This is a genomic window from Kitasatospora sp. MAA19 (genome assembly GCF_029894125.1).
Classification (GTDB): Bacteria; Actinomycetota; Actinomycetes; order Streptomycetales; family Streptomycetaceae; genus Kitasatospora.
In genome coordinates, this window is record NZ_JARXYZ010000015.1 from 168,266 (window position 1) to 191,533 (window position 23,268).

Consider the following 23,268-nt stretch of genomic DNA (forward strand, 5'->3'; position numbering starts at 1 on the left):
TCCTATCCGTGACGGTGGTCCGCCAGGTCGTCGAGGAGAAGGTCGGCGACCACCTCCTCGACCACTGCGGTGCGCAGTTCGGCCATGGAGTCGACGAGCGCCCGGTCCCACGGTGCGGGCGTGAGGCGGCCCGGATCGGGGCCCGAGGGAACCCGGGGCACGGCGGCTCGGTAGTCGTCGATTGCCATTCGCCAGGGGGCGGCTCCGGTCTTGGCGAGGACGTGGGCCGCGATGCGGATGCCCTCGCCGTCGAAGTCACCGTGGTAGCGCAGGGAGGCACCATCGTCGGCGAGACGGCGCAGCAGATGGATCACGGCGGTGTTGGGCCAGCCGGACGTGCAGACGAGCGGCGGGCACTGCCGGCCGAAGCGTCGTAGGGCGAGGGCGAGCACACTGGGGTTCTCGGTGACGCACACCGGTCCTGCGGGACCGGTGAATTCGCCGGGTGAGCGCAGTTGGGCGAGGGTGAGGCTGACGGGGTGACCGGATGCGGCGCAGATCCGGGAGATCCCGGCGACCGGGCCTTCTCCCTCGGGGCGGAGACCGACGGCGAGCACGGTGGCGGACAGTTCGTCGTCGGCCACACCGGCTCGGCTCCAGAGTGCGCGTCGTCCCTCTGCGGCGTCGGGCATGTCGGTGCCGTACAGCACCGCCAGTGCGCGCAGGACGAGGGAGGACAGCCGTGTCCCGTCGTCGAGGGCGTGGGAGTCGCCGTCGAGGAGGCGGGCGGCGAGGACCGGTAGTGGCTCGCCGTCGGCCGGGAGTGCGTGAAGGACGGTCAGCGCGGCGGTCAGCAGACGCCGGGTCCGGTCGGGCGAGCCGCCTGCGAGGCCGTTGGCCCGCAGGTGGCCGACCCACTCCAGCAGAACGGGCTGGGCGGTGACCACGTCGTGGCCGGCCAGCCACCGCCACAAGGCGTCGCGTTGGCCGGTCTTGCGTTCGCGCTCGGCAGCCTGGTCGTGGACTGGGCCGAGGATCGCGGCCACCACGTCCCGGACGGGTCGGCCGCAGGCCTCCAGCACGGCGCGGTCGAGTCCGGCAAGCGGGATCGCCGGCTCGGCGCCGGGGAGCCGGTCGAGTCCGAGGAGGTCGGCCAACGCCTCGCGACCGGCGTCGTCGAGCGGTCCGGACCGCACCCGGCTGACGGGGCGGCCCGTCGACAGGCGATCGTGGACGGCCGACCAGAGGGGGCGGAGTTCGGGGACGTCGAGAGGGTGGCTGCCCGTCATGCCGATCCGTCCGGATCGGCTTCGGCGGGCAGCAGGTCGGTGCCCGTCCAGGTGAAGCGGGCGCTGGTGACGGCGTCGTCGCCGTCACCTCCGGTGATCAGCTGGTGGACGGCGATGCCGGAGAGCTCCCGGTAGGTGCACCACTCGTGGTCGGAGGTGAGCACCAGGTCGAGGTCGAGCGCCGCGAGGAGGGCGAAGACCTGCCCGCGGTTGACGGTGTCGACGCCGACGAAGACCTCGTCGAGCAGGATCAGCCGCGGGGACAGCGGCACCGCCTCGTAGTGGGCGGCCACCGCGGCGAAGAGCGGCAGGTGGAGGGCGATGGCCTTCTCGCCGCCCGACAGCGCGCCGTGGAGCTTCTTGGTGAGCAGTTGCCACCCGACGCCGTTGGCGCGGTCCAGCTTGACGACGAACTGGTGCCAGGCCGTGTAGTCGAGGACCTCCGCGAGCTGTTCCTCCCAAGTCGCCGCCGTGTTGCGGGTCTTGGCCTCCTCGATGCGGCCCCGGAAGAACGCGTGCAGGGCCTCTCGGTCGGCTTCGGTGATCCGGGCCGGGTCCTTGAGCAACAGCTCACGCGCCGTCCTGGTACCGGCGGGCAGGTCGGGGTGGATCTGCCACACCAGACGGACCGCCACCCGTGAGGCGGTGCGGACCCGTTCGAGGTGGCCGTTCATCCGCTCGACGAGTTCACCGGCCTGACGGATACGGGAGGCGAGGTGACGGCGGGTGTCGCCGGTGAGGGTCCGATCGAAGAGCCCGCGTTCGGCGGCGGTGATGTCGTCCTGGCTGCGGTCACGGTCGCCGGTGAGGATGGAGAGGAGGCCGGTCGCACCGACCCGGATGCCGTCGACGGTGGCCGTGAGGACGTGGATGTCCTCTTCGGCTTCGAGTTCGAGGTCTGCACGACTGCTGAGGCTCTGGCGAGCGCGGTGGACGGCCTCGGAGAGACGGTTGAGGGAGTCGCCGAGGTTCCTCGTGCCGTGCGGCAGGTTGGGCCAGGTGGCGGCGGTCTCACGCGCCGCTTCGAGGGTGGCGCGGGTGCCGTCCTCGGAGGTGAGGACGAGGCTGAGGCCCGCGTCCTCGGGAAATCCGAGGACACAGAGGCGCCGGAAGCTGCGGGCGGCCTCGTTGCGGGCCGCCACGGCGTCGTCGTGCCGGGTCGCGTCCTGGGCCATGGTGGCGCTCAATGAGCCGATCCGGCCTTCGAGAGCGAGGAGCTCCCGGGTGTTGTCGTCGATCTCACGGCGGGTCCGGTCGAGCGACTTCCGGAAGTCGCTGAGCCTGGCGGCCACTTGGCGGTAGTCCTCGCCGACGGTGCTCTCGACGGCCTGGAGCGCGGCTCGGAGTCCTCGGGCGGCGGCCTCCGCGTCCTCGGCTTCGCCCAGGCTCTCAGCCGCTGCGCCCTGGGACGCCTCGGCGTGGCTGCGGGCGGTGTCCCAGGCGTGCTGGGCGGCCGCCCAGGCGAGGTGGGAGTCGAGCCAGACGTCGGCCTGTTCACGCAGCGTGTCGACCGCCGTGGCGGTCGTGTCCAGCGCGGCGCGTTCGGTCGGCAGGGCGCGCTCGGCCGATGCGACGGCGAGTGCGCGCAGCGCGGCCGCGACCGTGCCCTCCTGCCGCGCGAGCCGCTCGACGGCCTCGCGTACGGTGTCCTCGCGAGCGCCCACCTCGGACTCGGACCGCTCCCAGTCACGCTTGGCCCGGTCCACCTCCCGGTGGTGCGGCCGGGAGCGGAGATCGGCACCGAGGCGGGCCCGGCGGTCGGCGAGGGTGCGCAACTGCGCGTCGAACCTTGTGACGGTGGCGTTGGCCTCGGCCAGTTCGGCGGTGAGGTGTGCGATCCGCCGCTGCCTGGCGCGTTCCCGGGCCGCGGCTCCGATATGGCTGGATTCCTCCTTGGCCCAGGAGCCGACCGCCGTCGCCAGCCGCCAGCTTCCGTCGGCCGCCACGGCGGCCGGGTGACCCGCGGGGAGTGCGGGGCCGTAGGCGATGCCGGCGAGCAGCCGCCGTACTTGGCCGACCGGCACCGGGCCGTCGGGTTCGGGAGACAGGACATCAAGCAGTGAGGGGCCCGATGCGGGCACGGCCGATGCCGGGTCAGCCAGGGTGTCGTGGCCGACGACAGCGATGCCGCCGTCGGGGGTCATCCAGGCGTCCAGCAGACCGGCCGCTTCCAGGGCCGCTTCGATGCCGGCCTGGTCGGCGGGCGGCACGCCCGGCCGGAACGCCAGCAGTTGCCACAGCGGTGCGCCCGGCAGGACGGACCGGTCGGCGGTGCGGGTGCGTGGTGGGACCGGCGGGAGGTCGGCCGCGGTCGCGGTGCGTTCCAGCTCTTCGGCGAGCCGGTCACGCCGGGCGCGGGCCTCGTCCCGGTCGGCTCGGGCGGTCGTCTCGTCGGCGGTGATGGCGCTCTCCGCCACCCGGGCGGCGGCCTCGACCAGCGCGAGGACGTCGGTCTCGACGGCAGCGCGGGAGGCGAGTTCCTCGGCGTCGCCGATCGGCAGCTCGGTGCAGTCGGCCGTCGCCCATCGGCGCAGGAGGTCGGCGTGGGCGTCGACGGCGGTCTCGTACGAGCGGGCGTTCCCGTCGCGCCGCGCGGTCGCCTCGGCCAGCCGCTCGCGCTCCGCGTCGAGGTGGTGCTCCGCCGTCGTCCGGTCCGCGACGGAACGCTCGTGGCGTTCGATGGCGGCCCGGACCTGGGCGATCTGGCCGTGCCGGGCGGCGACCGCGCCGCGCAGGAGACGACGTGCCGTACGCCCCTGCTCCCCCGTGTCCCAGGACGGACCCGGTGCGGTACCGAGCACCGTCTGCACCTCGGTGCAGACGGACTCCATGGCCGCGCGCCGCGCAGCGCCCCGGGTGTCCTCCCGGGCGGCGTGGGTGTGCGCGGCCCGTTGCTCGGAGCGCAGCCGCGCATCGTCGGCGCGCTCGGCGTCCTCGCCGGCCGCGCGGGCCTTCCTGTCCGCGACGGCCCGGAGGCGGGCGGAGGTCGCGGCGGCGTGGTCGGCCCTGCGGCGGAGCTGGTCGAGTTCCTGGCCCTGCCGGTAGACCTCGGAGTCGAGCAGCCCCCCGATGGCGCCGTCGATCTCCTGTCGTCGGTGTTCGAGCTCCTCCTTCGCTCCCCTGCTCCCGTCGCGCTGGCGTAGGGCTTCGGCGTGTGCCTCCTCGCTGTCCCGGGCGATGCGGGCGAGGTTGTCCATCTCGGTCGTCGCGGAGACGAGCGCGGCCGCCCCGGCGCGTAGGACGCGCTGGGCGTAGCCGCGTTGCTGGTTCGCGACGGCGGTGGCCGCGGCCACTTCGTCGTCCAGGGTCTTCAGGTATTCGCGCTGGCGGTCGAGGCGTTCGAAGCCCTCGGCCAGTTCGGTGATCTCGCCCTGGCCGAGCGGGGGCAGGGCCCGTGAGAGCAGGGAGGACAGCAGCGAGGGATCCAGGCGTTCGGAGAGTTTCGGGGTGCGGAGCTGGAGCAGCGCGGTGATCAGGGCGTCGTAACGCTGCTCGCTCAGCCCGGGAAAGAGCGTGCTCCGGACCGTGTTGCGGTAGTCGGTCGGTGATCCGTGCAGCTCGCCCTGGCCTTGCAGGGCTTCGGCCAGGGCGGCTCGCGTGAGCGGCTGACCCGCGTCGTTGACCAGGGAAAGACCACCGGGGCGGTCGATCCGCGCGCCGGTGGTGAAGTAGTCGGCGGTGACACCGGTGGTGTGCACGCTGGCCTGGAGCCTGGCCCCGCAGGTGAACCAGCCGGGACCGGCGTCGTCTTCTCCGTCGTCGCGGACGAACTCCAGCCACACGTATCCGACGCGGGTCTTGCCCGAGGCGCCTTCGCCCATCAGGTTCCAGTGCATGGTGCGCTCGGAGCCGCCGAAGGTGGACAGCCGGTTGGGGCGCAGGCTGGCGTCGAGCAGGAACGGCAGGAGCACCTCCAGCGCCTTGGACTTGCCCGTGCCGTTCTGCCCCCGCAGGAGCAGTCGGCCCTCGTGGAAGGTGAAGGTCTCGTCGTAGTAGCGCCAGACGTTGAGGATGCCGGCCCTGGAGGGCTGCCACCGCGCTGCCGCGGCCGCCGCCGGAAACGTGGAGGGCTGCGGGAGCTGTGTCACGGTCATCGGAAGTCCTCCCTGGTCAGGTTGTGGGACCGTCGGTCACGGTGGCCCGGTACCGGAACGCCGCGGGCCGGGGAACGGTACGGTCGCCGATCCGGCGGGCCAGGCCGAAGTCGGTGAGGACACGGACGGCGTCGACCGTGAGGCGCTGGGCGCCGTCCTCCGACTGGTAGCTCTTCGCCCACCGGGGGAAGCGCCGCAGCAGTTCGTTCGCCTCGACCGTGAGCTGTTCCGGCGTCAGCCCGCTCTCAGCGGCCGTCAGCGGTTCCAGCAGGAGCAGGGCGGCGACCCGGGCCGTCGCGGAATCGTCCGGGAAGCGGCTGTCGGTGGCGATCCCGTCCGGATCGACGAGCAGCAGGCCGTCGGCCCGTTCTTCCAGCACGAAGCCGCCCTGTTCGGCTGCGCGCCGGACGATCTGGCGTCCTGTCGGCGAGGTGAGGTAGCCCAGTTCGTCGGCGCCGAGCTCGTCATGATGGAGGACGGGATCGTCGAAGAGCCGGCGCAGCACCGAGTGCCGCAGCCTGAGGTTGCGTTGCGCGTCGGAGGCGTCGGCACCGCCGTACCGGCTCTCGCGCACAGTGCTCCGCAGGAGTTCCTCGAAGCGCAGCGGTACGTCCTCCGCCGGCACGGCCAGTCGGGACGGCCCGACGGGTGCGGCGAGCAGGCGCATCAGCACGGTGGCATCCACCCGGTAGAGCACCTTGGCCCCCGCCGAGTCGACGAAGCTCTCCGTGACGCCGTCCACGGTGAGGATCGCACCGTACGCCTCCAGTAGCTTGAGGACGTCCACGAAGGCCATGCGCTCGGGCTTGCTCGCCGTGTCGAAGGGCGGCAGCGCCTCGTCGGCCGCACAGGCCTGGACGACGCGGTCGGCGAGCAGGCCGACCGTCGTCACCGGGACCGGAAGCAGCTCGGCCGCGACGACACACAGCAGGGTGTAGCGACGGCGGTCGAACGGCGCCTTACCGGACCGCAGTCGGCGGGCGGGGCGCGATGCGTCGGGCACGGTCCGGATCTTGAGCAGACGCGCGTATCCCAGGCGCGGCTCGACCACCAGCTGCCAGCCGCAGTGGTAGTCGAACCACTTCGTCAGCGGGTCCTGACGACGGCGGACCAGCTCGAAGGCGGACGGGTCTGCGCGTTCGGTGATCAGCGGCCGGCCGAGGAGCAGTCTGATGCCCCGGGCGACGTCCTCCCGCTCGGCCAGCACCAGCTGGTTGGCAAGGGTGCTCATCCCGTCTCCTTCACGACGGACGAGAGCGGGCTGCCGGGGCTGCGGATCTCCACCAGGTAGTCGGGCCCCTCCAGCGTCCCACGAGACGTCCGCAGGACGGCCCGTCCGGCATCGGGCAGCGGCCGGAGGACGATCTCGACCCGGCCGTCCGAGGTGACCGCCCGGCGCACGCCGCTGCCGTCCGGCCGTACCGCCAGCGCCTTGCCGAGGAGGTCGAGCAGCCGCTCGAAGACGGCGTGGTCAAGCATGCCGAAGCCGGAGAGCCGCACCGGGCCGTCGGTGCCCAGGACGTCCCAGGCCGCTTCGAGTTCGGCACGCTCCTTACGGGCCCGCTCGGCCCGGGCCGCCTTGATACCGCCGATGTCGCGCACCTTGCCGGTGCGCGTGAACCTCTCGGTGCGGCCGCTGGTGCGCAGCAGGGCCGACACCTCCACCGGCGGGGCCTCGGCCCAGCTGCCCGAGGAGGGCACCAACTCGGGGTCGGGGTGCGCGAGATAGGCGTGGCGGGCAGGGCCGAGGCCGAAGGCGGCCGACCACAGGCGGTGCAGGTCGTCCTCGGTGGGGGCCGCGGCGAACCAGCGGGCCAGTTCCCGGAAGTCCTGCACGGCGCTGGAGGAGCGGCGCCGCGACTCGGTGATCCGGTCGAGGACCTGGAGGAGCGTCACGATCGCGCGGCGCGCCACGTCGTGCAGCTGTTCCACTCGGGGTCGTGCCCCGTCCGCCGGCCGGAACCAGGCTCGAAGCCCATCCCAGCGCGCCCGGCGCCGCTCCAACCACGCCGGCGCGGGATCGCCGTCGGCAACCGGCGGCAGCTCGGCCCCCCGCAGCGCCCGCTCGTGCAGCAGGCTCACCCCCCGCCCCTCGACCCGCTCCACTGCGGAGACGACCGCCTGTCCCCGCTGGTCAAGGTTGACGAGGAACTCCTGGAGATAGGCGACCGTCGCGGCCTTCACCTCGCGGAAGGTCGCCAGGTCCGCGCCCTCGGCCCGCAGCAGGCGCTGCAACTCGCCGTTGAACGCCTTGGTGTTGGCCAGCAGCGCCTCCAGATGGCCCTCCAGCTCCTGCAGCGTGCTGAAGACCCGCCGGTCCGAGGACGCGGAGTCCTCCAGCAGGACATACAGCTCGTCGAGCCGGTCCGTGATCGCCTCCAGCACCGCCGTCTGGAGCGCACCGGTCGATGCGAGGACGGACAGGGCGTGTTCGACCCCGGCGAACGCTGCCTCTCCGCGCCGGGTCAGCGAGTACTGGAGGTTGCGGCGCTCGTACTCCTCGGCGGTGCGGTAGTTCTCCGCGTGGTTCTGCACGACGTCCAGCAGCTGCCACTCCCTGAGCTTCCGCAGCGCCTCCTGAAGATCGTCGTCGTGCACCGCGTCCAGCCAGCCGACCGTCCGCAACCTGGCGCGGACTTCGTCCAACCCGAGCGCGGTCTCCAACCGCTCATTGGCCGCACCGAAGGCCTGGAGGATCGCACCGTAGAAATCGGCCTTCTCCCCCGTCGTGAACCGGAACATCTCCGGCGGCACCCTGCGCAACGGTTCCCCTCCCCTCCTCCGGGCACCACAGTACGCGGACGCACTGTCACCCCGACGGGAACCCTTGACATCGCATCCGCGCAGCCCCCGTGTGCTACACGGTGACAGCCCACGTGCATCCGGATGCACTGGAAGACGGGGCAGCTGGCCCACGGGGACTGGACCCCCGCGCCACCATGCACGGCCGCGACGAGATCCACCGCTTCAAGGCCGCCGCCCTCACCGGTCTCCGCCGGAGCGCGCTGTTCCGACGGCATCCGGCAGGTCCCCAGCGAGGCCAACGGCCCTGCTGCGCATTCGGTCCGCCGGGCCATCGCGCCCTTGACCCCGCTCGCGAGCCCGAAGCGCCGGCGGTAGCCCTCGGCCCGTCGAACACCCTGTCATCGTCAAGGGATCAACCCACGACCCCCTGCGGGCCCGACCGGACCCGAGCCCTACCATGACCGCCATGGACACAGGGGGGCCGAACAGCCGGCTCATCGATGGTCGCTTCGAACTCCTGGAGCGACTCGGCGGCGGCGGCATGGGGCTGGTGTGGCGGGCACGCGACATCGCGTTGCACCGCGAGGTCGCGCTGAAGGAGGTACGTCCGCCCGACCCGGCGCCGCTCGACGGCGACCCGAAGACCGCTCGGATCGTGCGCGAGCGGGTGCTTCGCGAGGCCCGTTCGCTGGCCCGGCTCGACAACCCGCACGTGGTGACGATCTATCACATCGTCGACCTGCCCGAGTTCCCGTATCCCTGGCTGGTCATGGAGTTGGTGACCGGCGGCTCGCTGCATGACCGGCTGGTGCGGGGCCCGATGTCGCCGGCCGAGGCCGCCCGGCTCGGCCGAGGTGTGCTGTCCGCACTGAGCGCCGCTCACGCGGCCGGTATCCAGCATCGCGATGTCAAGCCCGGGAACGTCCTGCTGCGCCCCGACGGCACACCGGTGCTCACCGACTTCGGCATCGCCGCGCTGCGGGAGTCGACCAGTCTGACCACCACCGGCGGGCTGATCGGCTCACCCGAGTACATCGCCCCCGAGCGGATCCGCGGCGAGGAGGGCAACCCGGCCTCGGACCTCTGGTCGTTGGGGATGATGCTCTACGTCGCCGTCGAGGGCCGGAACCCGCTGCGACGCGCCACCAACTTCGCCACGCTCGTCGCCGTGCTCGACGAGCCGATCCCCCCGCCCGTGCAGTCCGGGCCGCTGGGCACCGTACTCGCCGCCCTGCTGGTCCGGGACGCCGCGGCCCGGCCGGACGCCGAACAACTCGACCGGCTGCTCGCTGCGGCCGAAGCAGGGGCGGAGCCGACGGCCGAGGCCGTACGGGCCTCGATGGACACCGCACGGTTGAACTCGACGAACACCCTGCGGTTGAGTACGCGAACCGACGCGCCCTCCCCCACGCGCCTTGAGGACGAACGCCCACAACGCCTTGAGGACGAACGCCCGCAGGCGGACCGGCCCCAGCCGGTCCGCGGCCCTGCCAGGCGCACGGCGATCTGGTCCAGTTGGCTGGCCGCCGCCGTTCTGGCCACCGCCATCGGGTGGACGGTGAACCACCGCTCTTCGGAGGCCGACCCGTCGGACTACAGGCCGGCCGCCGCCTCCCCCGAGCACCCGGGCCTGATCACCCCGGAGGGCGCGCGCTCGGTGATCCAGGCGATGGGCCCGAAGATGGGAGGCACCCAGGTCGTGGAGTTCTGGCTCGCCGCGGACAACGCGTACAGTCGCGCGCCCGCCCCGGGGGACCCAAGGCTCTACGACAAGTTCAGCTACCGGGACGGCAAGCCCTCCCGGGATCCGAACGGTGGCGGCACCATGTCCAGCAGGGACAAGGCAGTGGACCTCAACGCCGTCGACTGGAACAAGCTCCCCGGGCTCCTGCAGCGGGCCTACACCACCCTCGGCATCGCCCACCCGACCGACGAGTACGTCGTCGTGCAGTACGACACCTTCAACCCGGGGCCCGCGGTGCTGGTCTACGTCAAGGACGCATCCGGCAGTGCCTACCTGTCGGCGGACTTCCAGGGCACCGTGCAGAGGACCCAGGTACGCCCCCAGTAGGGGATCCGGCCGGCGACCGCTCCGCCACACCACCGGTGCGGGACCCCGAGCCCTTCGCCGGCGGTCGCCGTCGGCCGTTCCATCCTTCGGGTCACCCAAATTCTCCTTATGGAACGGAATGTGTCACACCCGGGACCCTGGGTAACCACCGCCCTGCCCGCGGTCACCCCACAGCTGCACCACCGGTCCATAAGTGCCGTTTGGTGAGAGGCTTATGAATCGTCGTTAGACAGGGCAGCACGTTCGGCTCGATGTTGGCCGCATGACGTCTCCCACCGCGTCCGGCGCGGTCGCCGCCCGGGTCACGACACGGATCGACGACCTCGTCGTCGGCATCCGCGAGGTCATCCAGCGCGCCCAGTCGCCGGAGTTGACGGCCCATCTGGTCGGCGAGCTGCTCGCTCCCGTGCTCGGCACCGCGGATCTGCTCACCGCCGCACAGTGCGAGGGCGACCCCGACAGCTACCGGCAGCACCTGCTGCACGCCGAGCCGGACGGCAGTTTCTCGATCGTCACGCTGGTCTGGCTGCCGGGCCAGCAGACCCAGATCCACGACCACGTCTCCTGGTGCGTCACCGGCGTGCACGAGGGCCAGGAGCGCGAGCGCCGCTACCGGCTGACGACCGACGGGCGGACGTCCCGGCTGATCCCGACCGAGGACGTGGTGAACCCCACCGGCGCGATCGCCGCCTTCGCGCCGCCCGGCGACATCCACCGGGTGCGCAACTCCTGTTCGACCAAGGCGATCTCGATCCACGTCTACGGCGCGGACATCGCTCGGCTGGGCACCAGCATCCGCCGAATCTACCGCGCGCCCGAGGGCGAGCAGTGAATTCTTCTCCGGCGGCGGACAGCCGCCCGGAAAGGACAGTCTCCCCGTGAACCACAGCAGTACCACTCACGACATCGCCGTGGTGGGCGCGGGAGCCGCCGGCACCCTGACGGCGCTGCGCCTGCTCCACCACGCGGCCGCCGGCCGGCCGGCACCGGCCCGGATCTGGCTCATCGACCCCGAACCCGCAGGCGCGGGACTGGCGTTCGGCACCGACGCACCGCACCACTTGCTGAACGTCCCGGCCGGCCGGATGAGCGCCCACCGGGACGACCCCGGCCACTTCGTGCGCTGGCTCGGCAGCTACGGCGGCGAACACGACTTCGTACCCCGCCGCCTGTTCGGCCAGTACCTCGCCGAGAGCCTTCAGACGGCGAGCGACCACCGCGACACCCCCGACCTGGTCCGGGTGCCCGACCGCGTCGTCGCCATCACCCACCAACCCCGCACGGCCGCCCGGCCGCTGAGCCTGCGCCTGCGCGACGGGCAGTCACTCGAGGTCGACGCCGCGGTACTGGCCCTGGGCAACTTCGCACCCGGCCTGGCCTGGGCGCCACCGGCACTGCGCGACTCGGCGGTGTTCCTGGCCGACCCCTGGGTACCCGGCGCCCTGACGAAGGTCCCCGCAGACCGCGACGTCCTGCTCGTCGGTACCGGCCTGACCATGGTCGACATGGCACTCAGCCTGCAGCACCCCGGACGCATCGTCCACGCCGTGTCACGGCACGGCCTGATCCCCCAACCACACGCCACCACCCCGCTCATCGCCCCGAAAGCCCCGGCCACCCCGCAGCTCGACGCCCGCTCAGGACTGGCCGCACTGCGCCGCGCAGTGCTGCGCCAGATCGCCCACTGCCGCCGCGTCCACGGCGACTGGCGCGTGGGAGTCGACAGCCTCCGCCCCCTCACCAGCGCCCTGTGGCAGCAGCTGCCACCCACCGACCAGGCCCAACTGCTGGCCCAGGACCTCCGACTCTGGGAGACCCACCGCCACCGCATCCCGCCCGTCAGCGCCCAGGCCCTGCACGCCGCCATCGACGCAGGCCTGGTCAGCATCGGCCAGGGCACCGTGACCGACGCCGAGACCACTGCGGACATGCCCGGCGACGTGATCGAGGTCCAGTTGGACGACGGCCGCCGACTACGCGTGGGCGCAGTACTGAACTGCACCGGCTCCGAAACCCACCTCACCCGGACCGACGACCCCCTGGTCACCAACCTGCTCACCACCGGCCTCGGCTCACCCGCCCCCACCGGCGGCGGCTTCGACACCACCGCCCACGGCCGGCTGCGCCCCACCGAGAACCGGGCACCGGCACCGCTGTGGACGCTGGGCTCGCTGCGGCGCGGCAACCTGCTGGAGACCACCGCCATCCCGGAGATCCGCTGCCAGGCCGACGACCTCGCCCTGCTGCTGCTCGACCGCAGCACGGTCGAAACGCGGAGCGAGCCGGCACCGGCCCACTGAGCCGGCGGGTCCGTCGGCGATCAGGCGGGGCGTTCTGGTCGCAACGGTCCGCCAGGGCGGCGGCGCGGCCCCGCCGCGCCCGGTCGCCGCGCTCCCGCGCCGGATCGGGCGCCGGATCGGGCGCCGGATCGGGCGCCGGCGCCTGCGGGGTACGCCGTCGCCCTGACCAGTACGGTTACCCGCGCCCCACGGAGACGGTCGCCAGCTCGTCGAGCAGCGCGGCGACCGCGGCGTCGGTCAGCCGGTAACCGTCGGCGGCGAAGTACACGCCGATGTCGGGGTACTCCCACATGTCGATCCAGAACCGGCTGCCGAACTCGCCGCCGAGCGACTGCGGCCGCGTCCGCCCGGCACCCCGGATCCCGGTGATCTCGATGTAATCGTCGGCCCAGGAGGTCGGCTCTGCCATGGGGAAGCAGGCCCGGGTCGGAGTACCACCGTTGTGCGCGGTCATCAGCGCGAGGTAGGAGTCGGGCAGCCGGTATCCGCCGAGTTCCTCCTCCAACGACGCGATCGACTCCCGCGAGGGCGGCGCCTCCTCCACGTACTGCTCCAGCGCGTACGCCGAGTCGTCCCAGAAGCCGCCGACGTCGAAGCCCTCGAAGGGTTCCACTGCACCCTCCCGCACCTGCCCGTCCGGCGATTGTACGTTCGGCGCCCGGACGCGATCGCGGCTGCTCTCGGGTTCAGACGGATGCCGCCTCAACCTCGGATCGCCAACTACCGCCCGTGCGCGGCACGGTGGGCGGCGATCAGGTCGCGGTACCAGGCGTACGAGGCCTTCGGGGTGCGGCGCTGCGGCGCGAAGTCGACGTGGACGAGGCCGTCCCAAGCTCGGCCGACCAGGTGCCCAACGGCTGGGCGGCGCACATCGATCTGCGGCCCTGTCCCTGAGCGCGAATCGGACCGCGCGGCCGGGAGGCGTTCAGCGGGCCGCGGTGGGAGGTGGCAGGCGCAGGTCCGCCAGGTCCGGGGGCACGGCGGAGTCGGGGCGGAAGAACGGGGCGGACTCCCCGTCGGTCGCGGTGGCTGGTGCGTCGGTGAGCCGGAAGCGGTCCCGCAGGCGGCCGTAGAAGTCGGTGGGCTGGAGGCGGATGAGCCGCACGCGTTGCGGTGCACGGTAGACGCCGATCCAGTCGCCCGGGCCGAGGACTCCCCGGAGCTGGCCGTCGATGCTGACCGCGGCACGGCCGGAGTGCGGCAGGATGCGCAGCGCGACCGGTTCGTCGGGGGCTGCGACGACGGTGCGGTTGAAGGTCATGTGGGCTGCGATCGGGGTGAACACGACCGCGTCCATGTGCGGGGACAGCACGGGGCCGCCGGCGGCGAAGCTGTAGGCGGTCGAGCCGGTGGGCGTGGCGACGACGAGGGCGTCGGCCGAGTAGGCGGCGAGCAGCCTGCCGGAGATGTAGACGCCTGCGCTGAGCTGGTGGTCACGGGCGAGCTTCTCCAGCACCACGTCGTTGAGGGCGTTGACGTCCAGGGCCAGGCCCCAGCCGGCGCCCGCGGTGCTCTCCGGCCGCACCTGCAGTGGCGGCAGGGCGGGGCCGCGCCCGTAGCAGAGGAAGGCCTCCATCTCCGCGGGCACCTCCGGTGGCCTGGAGGCGCGCATGGTCAGCGTCATGCGCTCCTCGACCGGGGCGTGGCCGGTGTGGACGGCGTCGAGGCCGGCGGTGAGGTCGCAGACCGGCACCTCGGTGAGGAAGCCGACCTTTCCCAGGTCGACGCCGAGCACGCTGGCTCCGGTCTTCATGGCGATCCGGGCGCCGCGCAGGAAGGTCCCGTCCCCGCCGAGGGTGACGACCAGGTCCGGGTTCCCGGCGGCGTAGGCTTCCTCGCGTCCGGAGCGGCGCTGGTGGTCCTCCGACCAGACATCGATCTCGGTGCAGGGGACGTCGTGCGCCTCACACCAGGCGTGCACGGCGCGCGCGCCGTCCCGCGCGGCGGCGCGGCCCTGATGGACGACCAGTCCGACGCGGTGCACGGGCATGGAGGACCTTGTCTTGTTGCCGCGGTGCCACGGCTCTGCCCGCCGGGGTGCGGGGCCGCGCGCTCTTTCCTGACCCATGGTGGGGCCTCGGCGTGCAATCGGCTCGCCGGGATGGGGCCGTCAGCGGCTGGCCGGGCTTGCGAGCCGCTGCGGGAGGTGGTGTAGACGGTCAGGAAGAAGGCGCCCAGACCGAGGATCCAGGCGAAGACGCTGCCGATCACCACGTCGTCTGCGCGGCCGCGCCGGCCGAGCCCCCCGATCAGCAGGCCCACCCCGATGGTCGCGGCGAACAGCCCGAGCCGCAGGTCGTAGCCTCCGGCCAGAGCCGTCGGGCTTGATCAGGGCGACCTGGTTGGCGGGGTCGAGCGCGGCGATGATGTTGTCGCCGCCGCCGATGAAGGTGAGGTCGTCGATGCCCCCGATGTTGGCCTTGACCTGCGAGGTACCGGGGGTGCCGCAGCGCTGGATCGGGATGCGCGGCAGGACGGTAGCGGTGGATCGTGGTACGGGGGTTCGGCTGGGAACGGCAGCCCGGCCGGCGGCTCTCGTCGGCTCGGACGCACGTCGCAGGTGCGGGTACGGCGGGTCAGCGGTCCTCGGGGAAGGTGTCGCCGTACATCGGCAGGCCGCTGGCGGACTGCTCGCGGGTGGCCTCGTCCTCGATCACGTCCCAGTGCTCCGCGAGGAGGCCGTTCTCGACGCGGACGAAGTCGACGGCGATCCACGGGGCGGGCAGGCCGTGTCCGGTGAACCGGCCGCGCACGATGACCATGTCGCCTTGCGCGGCGATCAGTTCGGCCTCGTGCCCGAACCCGGCGGGCAAGCTCTTGATCAGGCCGAACAGGCCGTCGCGGCCGGGCGGGATGTGGGCGCTGTGCTGGATGTAGTCGGGGGACCAGAAGCGTTCGGCCGCGGCGTAGTCGCGCTGGTTGAACAGCGTGTCGAACGCCTCGCGGACGAGGTCCTCGTTCTGCTCCTCGGTACTCATGGTCGGTCACCTGCTCCTTGGTGAATCGGGGTGGGGTCTACTGCTTCCGGTGCGGCGGGATCAGCAGCGCGGGTCGGCGAAGTCCAGGACGAGGCGTCCGCGTACCCCGCCTGCGGCCCCACGACGACGAGCTGCCCGCCCGGGGGCAGGGCGAGCGCGTCGAGGGACAGCCGCGCGGTGACCGCGTTCAGCAGCAGCGTGGCGGCTTCGGGGAAGGTGGCCTTCGCGGGAGCGGGCACCACGGACTCCTGGGCGACGATCAACTGCTCGGCACAGGTGCCGCCGTGCGGGCCGAACGGGATGACATAGGCGACCACGCGGTCCCCGACGGCCAGGCGGCCGTCGGTGCCGGGGCCGAGCTCGTCGACCACGCCGGACACGTCCATGCCAGGCACGAACGGCGCGGTGCGCTGGGCGAGTTGCTCGACCCGGCCGCCGGTGCGGAAGGTGATGTCGGTGGGGTTGACCGCGGCCGCGTGCACGCGGATGCGCACCTCGCCGGGGCCGGGCTCGGGTTCGGGCAGGTCCACGACCTGCAGCACCTCCGGGCCGCCGAACCGCGTCAGTCCGATCGCTTTCGTGATCCGTTCACCCCTTCGTGCTGTGGTGGGTCCGGTCAGAGCTGCGTGGCCATGTAGGTGTTGAGCTCGTTGACGTAGGCGTGCTCGCCCGGTCCGGCGTTGTCCCGGTAGATCCGGGCCTGCTCGACGACGATCTCCTCGCTGTCGCCGGCCAGGGCCTCGATGGTCTGGGCGATGAACTCGTCCAGGGGCATGGCCCGCGGGTCGTCGTCGGTGCCGACCAGGCCGGTCGCGACCCACGGCGGAGTGATCTCCTGCACGCGGACCGTGGTGTCGCGCAGCGCGAAGCGCTGGGACATGGCGTAGGAGTGCAGGGCCGCCTTGGTCGCGGAGTAGACGGCGAACGAGGCGAGCGGGGTGAAGGCCAGCGTGGAGCTGTTGTAGAGGATCGTGGCGCTGGGCCGGGTCTTGAGGTGCTCGATGAAGGCGGAGGTCGTCCGCAGGGTGCCGAGCAGGTTGGTGGTGACCTCGGCGGCCACGACGTCCTCGTCCAGCGGGGCGGCCGGGTCGTCGGCGAGCATGATGCCCGCGTTGTTGACCAGGACGTTCAGGTCAGGGTGGTCGGCCAGGACCCGCTTCGCGGCCCGGGCGATGCTGTCGGGGTCGGCGATGTCGAGCTCGGCGGTGTGCATGCCGGGGTTGTCGGCGGCGACCTCGTCGAGGAGAGCGCGGCGTCGTCCGGCGACGATGACGGTGTTGCCCAGGCGGTGCAGGGCCTCGGCCAGGCCGCGGCCGATGCCACTGGTGCCGCCGGTGACCAGGACGGTGTTTCCGGTGAGCCTCATGGGGTTGTCTCCTTCGGGGTGGGTCAGCTCTGGACGGGGGCCGGGGCGAGGGCCAGGTCGCGGGTGGGAAGGGCGGGATAGTCCGTGTATCCGGCGGGGCCGGCGGCGTAGACGGTGCTCCAGTCGACGTCCGCGAGCGGGTCGCCGGCGGCCAGGCGGGCCGGCAGGTCGGGGTTGGCGATGAACGGGCGGCCGAACGCGATGACGTCGGCCAGGCCGGTCTCGATCAGGCGGGCGCCGCGTTCGCCGGTCATGCCGGTGTTGGCGATCAGCGTCCCGTCGAAGAGCGGGCGGAAGTGGGCGAACATGCCGTCACCGGACAGCGCCTCCAACGGGGTGCCGGTGAAGTCGGTCTGGGCGCCCATCAGCAGCAGGTGCGACAGGCCCGTCAGACGGGAGATGACGTACTCGGCCGCGGGCAGGGTCTCGTCGTTGGCCTGGAACGGACCGGATTCGTGCATCGGGCTCAGCTTGATCCCGGTGCGCTGCGGGCCGACCGCGGAGGCGACCGCGTCGACGATCTCCAGGGTGAGTCGGGCCCGGCCCTCGATCGACCCGCCGTAGGCGTCGGTACGCTGGTTGGTCGCCTTGTTGAGGAACTGCGCCGGCAGGTACAGGAAGTTCGCCAGGATCTGCACGCCGTCGAACCCCGCCGCGATCGCGTTGCGGGCGGCCGTCGCGTAGTCGGCCACGGTCTGGCGGATCTCGGCCACGGACATCGCCCTCGGGGTGACCGTCGGCACCCGGCCGGCCGCGGTGACGCTGCGCTGCACGGGGTCGACGGCCGAGGCGGACACCGGCAGCGCCCCGGCGCGCAGGTCCGGGTGCGAGATGGAGCCGGTGTGCCACAGCTGGGCGATCATCCGGCCGCCCGCGCCGTGCACGGCCTCCGTCACCCGCCGCCAGCCGGCCACCTGCTCCGCGCTCCACAGGCCGGGCGTGTCGTGCCAGCCGAAGCCGTCCGGGCTGACCGCGGTGGCCTCTCCCACGATCACGCCCGCCGCGGCCCGCTGGGCGTAGTACGCCGCCTGCAGATCGGTCGGCACGTGGCTGGGGTTGTCGGCGCGCATCCGGGTCAGCGGGGCCATCGCGATCCGGTTCGGCAGCTCCAGGTCGCCCATGCGGACCGGGGTGAACAACGGCGCGGGATTCATGGGGGTCTCCTTCCATCGGCCATCACAATGTCGATTGACATCGTTCTACGCCCGCCACCGAGCTTTGTCAATGTCGATCGACATCGTCTAGGGTGGGAGGACAGAAGGAGGTGCCCGCATGGGGGTGTCCAGGGAGAAGGCGGCCCAGAACCGCAAGGCGATCGTCGAGGCCTCGGAGACGCTGTTCCGCGAGCGCGGCGTCGAGGCTGTCGGGCTGGTCGAGCTGATGGCGGCCGCAGGCATGACCCGCGGCGGCTTCTACAACCACTTCGCCTCCAAGGCGGCCCTCGTGGACGAGGTCGTCGCCAGATCCATGGCCAAGGGGGAGGAAAACCTCGCCGCTCTCCTGGAGCACTCCCGGCAGCAGGGCCACGACCTGCTGCACGGCCAGATCAACTGGTACCTGTCCCCCGAGCACCGCGCCGACGTCGACCACGGCTGCCCCAACGCCGGATTCCTCGGCGACGCCCCCCGGCTCCACGACGAAGCCCGCACCGACTACACCACCGGGCTGACCGCAAACATGCGGCTCTTCGCCCGAGCCGTCGAGGAAGCCACCGGCCTGAGCGAAGAGGACGCCTGGCAGCGCGCGCTCGCCCTGTTCAGCCAGATGGCGGGCGCACTCCTCCTCGCCCGTGCGGTCGCCTCCACCGACCCGGACCTCTCCGACCAGATCCTCGCCGCCGCCCGCCAGGACCTCCACGCCCGCGCCCACCAGGACTGACATCCGGCACCGCTGCGTGTCGGCACCATGGACGACAGCACAGGTCATGGATGCGCTCAACCGGAACACGACCGACGTCCTGGCGGCCGAAGCCGCCCGTCACATGCAGTCCACGCCGTCCGGCCCCGTGGGGCTCCTGGAGCCGGCACCGCAATGATCACCAGACGCTGGTCCCGTCCGGTATCAACGGCTTGACCGGATGCCCCAGCGACCGGGGGACCAGATCCTGCCGGGTAGGACCAGCGCCAGCGGCCAATTGCTCCCCCTTCAAAACGTGAGGGAAGCTCATGTCAGCCCCGCGCCCCGGAAACGCCAGAGGCAACCAGCCGTCATCACAACGGCGTTGTTCCGTGCCTGGCTTCGGTCGACCGATCACGCGTTGGAAAGCGCCCCGCATCGACCGTCATGCGCCACATCACCTCGGGCGGCGGCCGCCGCCTCGGAGCGCACGACTGCTCATCTGCCCGGCAGCGGTGACGGCCGCCCCGGTCGGGCCGGCCTCCCCGCTCGGCCCCGCGCTCCTGACCGGGCGGGGACCCGGCCACGGCTGACGGGCCGTCCGGAGCGGACGGCCCGTCGGTTCGCGACGTGTCGGTCACGAGGCCAGGTCGTCCGGCCTCCGCCAGCTCACCAGGTGGGCCCCGTCCGGCGGGAGGTCCACGACCACCTGTCCGAAGACCCGGTTGATCGAGCTGCCCCCGTTCAGCGAGATGTCGGCGCCGTAGACGTGCAGGGAGACCGCGCGACCGGTGCCGCCGTTCGACACCCGGTGGATGTCCTCGTCGGGCGGCACCAGGAGCTGCACCCGGCCGGGAGAGCAGGTGGTCCGGCCGGACGGCACCAGCACCCTGCGACCGGATCTGGGCAGCCGCCACAGCCGGAACCCCTCGTCCACCTCGACGCCCTCCACCACGCCTGACACGCACCAGGAGACATGGTCGTGGATCGGGGTGGACTGCCCGGGCAGCCAGGTCAGGGCCACCACGGAGTGCGTCCGTCCGGCATGCAGCAGCCGCTGCGAGTAGCCGTCCGTGTCACCGGCGCACAGGTCGTCGGGAACGATCAGCCCGGCCCGCAGGTACTTGCGCAGGGTGTCCGCGGTGAGCTGGGCGGTCAGGACGTCCGCGGCGGCGTAGCGCGCGAGGTCGGCAAGGAACTCGTCGAGGTTGGAGCCTGGTTCCACGGTCTACCGCCCCACCCCGGTGAGCGCGCGGACCTCGAGCTCCTCGAAGCTGCGCCGGTCCGACTCCTCGTCGCGACGGCGGCGGCTGCCGACCAGGGACCCGAGGACCGCGGCCGCGAACCCGATCGGGATCGAGATGACGCCCGGATTCTGCAGCGGGATCGGTGCGGTGGTGGTGCAGGAGATCAGCGCCGTGGCGTTGCCGACCTGCTTGCTGGACGCCTCCACCCCGCAGTCCTTCGCCTGGGCGGCCGTCAGCTTCACGGCGTGGACCGTGCCGGTCGCGCCGCCCCAGCAGATCGGGGAGAGCAGCACCAGGCCGATCGAGCTGACCAGGCCCGCGTAGATGCCGCACTTGGCGCCGACCGTGGTGAAGCGCTTCCAGAACAGGGTCAGCAGGATCGCCGGCAGGTTGGCCGAGGCCGCGATGGCGAAGGCCAGCGCCACCAGGAACGCCACGTTGAGGTCCCTCGCGAAGATCGACAGGGCGACCGCGACCGCGCCGATGACCACGGCGGCGATCTTCGCCGTGACCAGCTCCTGCCGCTCCGTGGCCCTGCCCTTGCGGATGACGCTGGCGTACAGGTCATGGGCGAACGACGACGACGAGGTCAGGGTGAGCCCGGCGACGACCGCGAGGATGGTGGCGAACGCCACCGCCGCGATGAAGGCGAGCATCAGGGAGCCGCCGGTGGTGCCCGCGCCACCGCCGAGGTGCTCGGCCAGCAGGGTGGCGGCGGTGTTGCCGGACGGATCCTTCTCCTTGATCGTCGCCGTGCCGACCAGCGCGGCCGCGCCGAAGCCGAGCACCAGGGTCATCAGGTAGAAGACCCCGATGATGCCGATCGCCCAGTTCACCGACTTTCGCGCGTCGCGGCCGGTCGGGACGGTGTAGAAGCGGACCAGCACATGCGGAAGCGCCGCGGTGCCCAGCACCAGGGCGACGCCGAGGCTGACCAGGTCGAGCTTCGACCAGCCGTCGGTCGACCCGTACTTCAGGCCGGGCTGGAGGAAGGCGTCGCCCTTCTTGGACGCCGTGGCGGCGTCCCCGAGCAGGTGGCTGAGGTCGAACCCGTACTTCGCCAGCACCCACAGGGTCATCACGGCCGCGCCGGCGATCAGCAGCACCGCCTTGACGATCTGCACCCAGGTGGTGCCCTTCATCCCGCCGACCACGACGTAGACGATCATCAGGGCACCGACCCCGACGATGGTCCAGATCTGCGCGGAGGCGCCCTTGACGTCGAGCAGCTGCCCCACGATCGTCGCCGCGCCGACCATCTGCGCGATCAGGTAGAAGATCGAGACCACGATGGTCGACACGCCCGCGGCGGTCCGCATCGGTCCGCTGCGCAGCCGCGCGGCCAGCACGTCGGCCATGGTGAACCGCCCGGTGTTGCGCAGCAGTTCGGCGACCATCAGCAGCGCGACCAGCCAGGCGACCAGAAAGCCGATCGAGTAGAGGAAGCCGTCGTACCCGGAGAGCGCGATGATCCCGGCGATGCCGAGGAAGGAGGCCGCGGACAGGTAGTCGCCCGAGATCGCGATCCCGTTCTGCAGCGCGGAGAACTGGCCGCCGCCGGTGTAGAAGCCGCCGGTGCCCTGGGTGCTCCGCCGGGCCCAGAGGGTGATGCCGAGGGTCAGCGCCACCAGGGCGACGAACAGGCCGATGGTCAGACCCTTGTTCGATGCCGACTGCGCCGTTGCCGCGGCGAGCGGAAGGTGCTGTGTCATGCCTGGTTCTCCGTCAGTTCCTGGTCGCCGCCGCGGCCGGCCGGGGCCGGGGCGATCGGATGGGACGCCGCCACACTCCGCAGGGCCGCGGCCAGCGGGTCCAGCCGCCGAGCGGCGAACCGGCCGTAGGCCAGGGCGATGCCGAACGTCGAGGCGAACTGCAGCAGTCCGAAGACCAGGGCCACGTTGACGCTCCCGACGACCTTGGTCGCCATGAAGTCGCGGGCATAGGCCGAGCAGAGTACGTACGCCAGGAACCAGAGCAGGAACGCCGCCGTCACCGGGAACACGAACCTGCGGTAGGCGGCGCGCAACTCGGTGAATCGCGGATCGTCGCCGATCCAGGGTGTGTCACCGCGCGACGACGCGGCCGGGTCGATCATGGGAATCCTTCTGAGCAGTGCGGAACTTGCCGAAGGCCTGACCGTAGGAGTCCGTGGTAGACAAGCGATCAACGCGCGCGCGGCGACGGTCCCGGCCCGCTCAACGGGCTCTCATCAGCCGTGGATCCGCTCCGTCCAGGACCGCGGACGGCTGGGCGCCCCGGCTCCTACCCAAGGAGAACATCCATGACACACCGGCTTCCCACGCCGCCGGGGCGGCGGCGCGCTTCGTGGTGGACCGGCGGGCCCGGCCTGTCGCCCGCCGGTCCACGGTGCGCCGTCCGGCCCCGGCGGGCTCTCCGGCGCGTGTCCGGGAGCACACCCGGCGGTAGGGGTCGGGCGGCGCCCGGGCCGCACGGCAGCTCGCGAGTCAGGTGAGGTTCTGCTCCAGGGCCGCGAGGTAGTTGCGCATGAAGTGGTCGCGCACGCCGTCGCCGGCGGGGGCGAACGCGTCGGCGGTCAGGCCTTTGGCCCGGTCGCCGAGGCCGCCGAGCACGCTCATGGAGTCGCGTACCTTACCCGCGGAGTCGATGTACTTGAGCGCGTCGACGTGGGTGTAGGCGGGCTCGGGCGGCAGCTGCGGGACGATGTCGTTGTTGTTGACGAAGCGGTACATCCTCTCCTTGAAGCCCTTGTTGTAGGCGGCGGCGAGGGTGCGGTCGCAGGTGCGGGGCTGGCCGAAGGTGTAGACGCCGTCCGCCCGCAGCCGCGGCTCCTCCAGGTACATGCGCGCTCCGACGAGCATGGCGAGGGCGCCGCCGAGGCTGTGGCCGGTGAACCAGACGCTCTGGTCCCCCGTGCGCAGCTCGGCGAGGGTGTCCCGGACATCGGGGAAGACGGATGTGAGGGCCTCGGCGAAGCCGTAGTGGACGTAGCCGGTTCCGGCGGGGCCGGGCCAGGGCGGGGTGGTGGCGTCCGAGAGCCAGTCGCGGATCTCCTTCGGCTCGGTGCCGCGGAACGCGGTGACGATCATGTCGTCGCCGGCCATGGTGTAGGCCTGGGTGTCCTGGAGCGGGAAGGGCGGTGTGAAGCGGGTCCGGTGGTGGCGCACCGTGGTGAACCCCCAGGCGCGGGCCTGCTCGTCGATGGTGTCCTCGTCCTTGTAGGCGAGGTCGGCGGCTCTGGCCAGCCAGTAGGCGTGGGCGAGGCTGTAGTCCTTGGCCTGGTGGTCGAACGCGGTGGGCAGGGGCACGGCGCGGCTCCTTCTCGAATTCCGGTCGGCCTCACGCGAAGCCGGCCGCCGGTACGGGTGTCGCCCCATGTCGTACCGGCCCGGGCCGAGGGAGTGCGGACACCGCGCCCGCACC

Annotated in this window: 19 protein-coding genes; 4 read left to right on the forward strand and 15 right to left on the reverse strand. The window is 72.2% G+C overall.

The genetic code is table 11. The features are described 5' to 3' along the window. Positions 1–2: 2 nt before the first annotated feature. From P3T27_RS23370 to P3T27_RS23385, 4 genes are read right to left on the reverse strand one after another with little or no spacing between them, the layout of a single operon-like run. A complete protein-coding gene (locus P3T27_RS23370; RefSeq protein ID WP_280681544.1) occupies positions 3–1,229 on the reverse strand; it encodes a TIGR02679 family protein in 1,227 nt (408 codons plus the stop codon). Continuing rightward, positions 1,226–5,323, reverse strand: a complete 4,098-nt coding sequence (locus tag P3T27_RS23375; RefSeq protein ID WP_280681546.1) for a TIGR02680 family protein — start codon at positions 5,321–5,323, stop codon at positions 1,226–1,228. The genes P3T27_RS23370 and P3T27_RS23375 overlap by 4 nt, the downstream gene beginning before the upstream one ends. Positions 5,324–5,339: 16 nt before the next feature. Continuing rightward, positions 5,340–6,554 carry a TIGR02678 family protein gene (locus P3T27_RS23380; RefSeq protein WP_280681548.1) on the reverse strand — a complete coding sequence of 405 codons (1,215 nt, stop codon included), beginning with the start codon at positions 6,552–6,554 and terminating at the stop codon, positions 5,340–5,342. Next, complete coding sequence (locus P3T27_RS23385) at positions 6,551–8,065, reverse strand: TIGR02677 family protein (RefSeq protein WP_280681550.1); 1,515 nt, start codon at positions 8,063–8,065, stop codon at positions 6,551–6,553. The genes P3T27_RS23380 and P3T27_RS23385 overlap by 4 nt, the downstream gene beginning before the upstream one ends. A 469-nt stretch (positions 8,066–8,534) precedes the next feature. Between P3T27_RS23385 and P3T27_RS23390 the strand changes: the two genes are divergently transcribed. The 3 genes from P3T27_RS23390 (at position 8,535) to P3T27_RS23400 (ending at position 12,439) form a co-directional block, all read left to right on the forward strand. Then, positions 8,535–10,139, forward strand: a complete 1,605-nt coding sequence (locus P3T27_RS23390) for a serine/threonine-protein kinase (RefSeq protein ID WP_280681552.1) — start codon at positions 8,535–8,537, stop codon at positions 10,137–10,139. A 262-nt stretch (positions 10,140–10,401) separates the two neighbouring features. Further along, positions 10,402–10,971, forward strand: a complete 570-nt coding sequence (locus P3T27_RS23395; protein WP_280681554.1) for a cysteine dioxygenase family protein — start codon at positions 10,402–10,404, stop codon at positions 10,969–10,971. 46 nt (positions 10,972–11,017) lie between these two features. Further along, positions 11,018–12,439, forward strand: coding sequence for an FAD/NAD(P)-binding protein (locus P3T27_RS23400; protein WP_280681556.1), 1,422 nt, complete (start codon positions 11,018–11,020; stop codon positions 12,437–12,439). Positions 12,440–12,614: 175 nt separating this feature from the next. On the opposite strand, the gene P3T27_RS23405 is transcribed toward P3T27_RS23400, so the two are convergent. The 7 genes from P3T27_RS23405 to P3T27_RS23435 form a co-directional block, all read right to left on the reverse strand. After that, positions 12,615–13,052, reverse strand: coding sequence for an SMI1/KNR4 family protein (locus P3T27_RS23405; protein ID WP_280681558.1), 438 nt, complete (start codon positions 13,050–13,052; stop codon positions 12,615–12,617). A gap of 107 nt (positions 13,053–13,159) precedes the next feature. Then, the gene (locus P3T27_RS23410; RefSeq protein ID WP_280681608.1) at positions 13,160–13,309 is read right to left on the reverse strand and encodes a hypothetical protein; all 150 of its coding nucleotides are present in this window, start codon (positions 13,307–13,309) and stop codon (positions 13,160–13,162) included. A 55-nt stretch (positions 13,310–13,364) separates the two neighbouring features. Then, positions 13,365–14,429 (reverse strand): NAD(+)/NADH kinase, encoded by a 1,065-nt coding sequence (locus P3T27_RS23415; RefSeq protein WP_280681559.1) that lies wholly within the window; start codon positions 14,427–14,429, stop codon positions 13,365–13,367. Between the two features lie 586 nt (positions 14,430–15,015). Beyond that, the gene (locus P3T27_RS23420) at positions 15,016–15,417 is read right to left on the reverse strand and encodes an ester cyclase (RefSeq protein ID WP_280681561.1); all 402 of its coding nucleotides are present in this window, start codon (positions 15,415–15,417) and stop codon (positions 15,016–15,018) included. Then, on the reverse strand, positions 15,414–15,947 hold the full coding sequence (locus P3T27_RS23425) for an alcohol dehydrogenase catalytic domain-containing protein (RefSeq protein WP_280681563.1): 534 nt from the start codon (positions 15,945–15,947) through the stop codon (positions 15,414–15,416). The genes P3T27_RS23420 and P3T27_RS23425 overlap by 4 nt, the downstream gene beginning before the upstream one ends. A gap of 86 nt (positions 15,948–16,033) precedes the next feature. Next, a complete protein-coding gene (locus tag P3T27_RS23430; RefSeq protein WP_280681565.1) occupies positions 16,034–16,783 on the reverse strand; it encodes an SDR family NAD(P)-dependent oxidoreductase in 750 nt (249 codons plus the stop codon). Between the two features lie 23 nt (positions 16,784–16,806). Continuing rightward, positions 16,807–17,937, reverse strand: coding sequence for an alkene reductase (locus tag P3T27_RS23435; RefSeq protein WP_280681566.1), 1,131 nt, complete (start codon positions 17,935–17,937; stop codon positions 16,807–16,809). Positions 17,938–18,055: 118 nt separating this feature from the next. Here P3T27_RS23435 and P3T27_RS23440 point away from each other — a divergent pair, with 118 nt between their 5' ends. Beyond that, positions 18,056–18,661, forward strand: coding sequence for a TetR/AcrR family transcriptional regulator (locus P3T27_RS23440; RefSeq protein ID WP_280681568.1), 606 nt, complete (start codon positions 18,056–18,058; stop codon positions 18,659–18,661). Between the two features lie 595 nt (positions 18,662–19,256). Here the strand turns inward: P3T27_RS23440 and P3T27_RS23445 are convergent. The 4 genes from P3T27_RS23445 to P3T27_RS23460 all read right to left on the reverse strand — a co-directional run bounded on the left by P3T27_RS23445 (position 19,257) and on the right by P3T27_RS23460 (position 23,153). Beyond that, positions 19,257–19,844, reverse strand: coding sequence for a cysteine dioxygenase family protein (locus P3T27_RS23445; RefSeq protein WP_280681570.1), 588 nt, complete (start codon positions 19,842–19,844; stop codon positions 19,257–19,259). Between the two features lie 3 nt (positions 19,845–19,847). Next, on the reverse strand, positions 19,848–21,578 hold the full coding sequence (locus tag P3T27_RS23450; RefSeq protein ID WP_280681572.1) for a cation acetate symporter: 1,731 nt from the start codon (positions 21,576–21,578) through the stop codon (positions 19,848–19,850). Next, positions 21,575–21,961: a DUF485 domain-containing protein gene (locus P3T27_RS23455; RefSeq protein ID WP_280681574.1), complete on the reverse strand. Its 387-nt coding sequence runs from the start codon at positions 21,959–21,961 to the stop codon at positions 21,575–21,577. The genes P3T27_RS23450 and P3T27_RS23455 overlap by 4 nt, the downstream gene beginning before the upstream one ends. A gap of 370 nt (positions 21,962–22,331) precedes the next feature. After that, positions 22,332–23,153, reverse strand: a complete 822-nt coding sequence (locus tag P3T27_RS23460; RefSeq protein WP_280681575.1) for a lipase family protein — start codon at positions 23,151–23,153, stop codon at positions 22,332–22,334. Positions 23,154–23,268 lie beyond the last annotated feature (115 nt).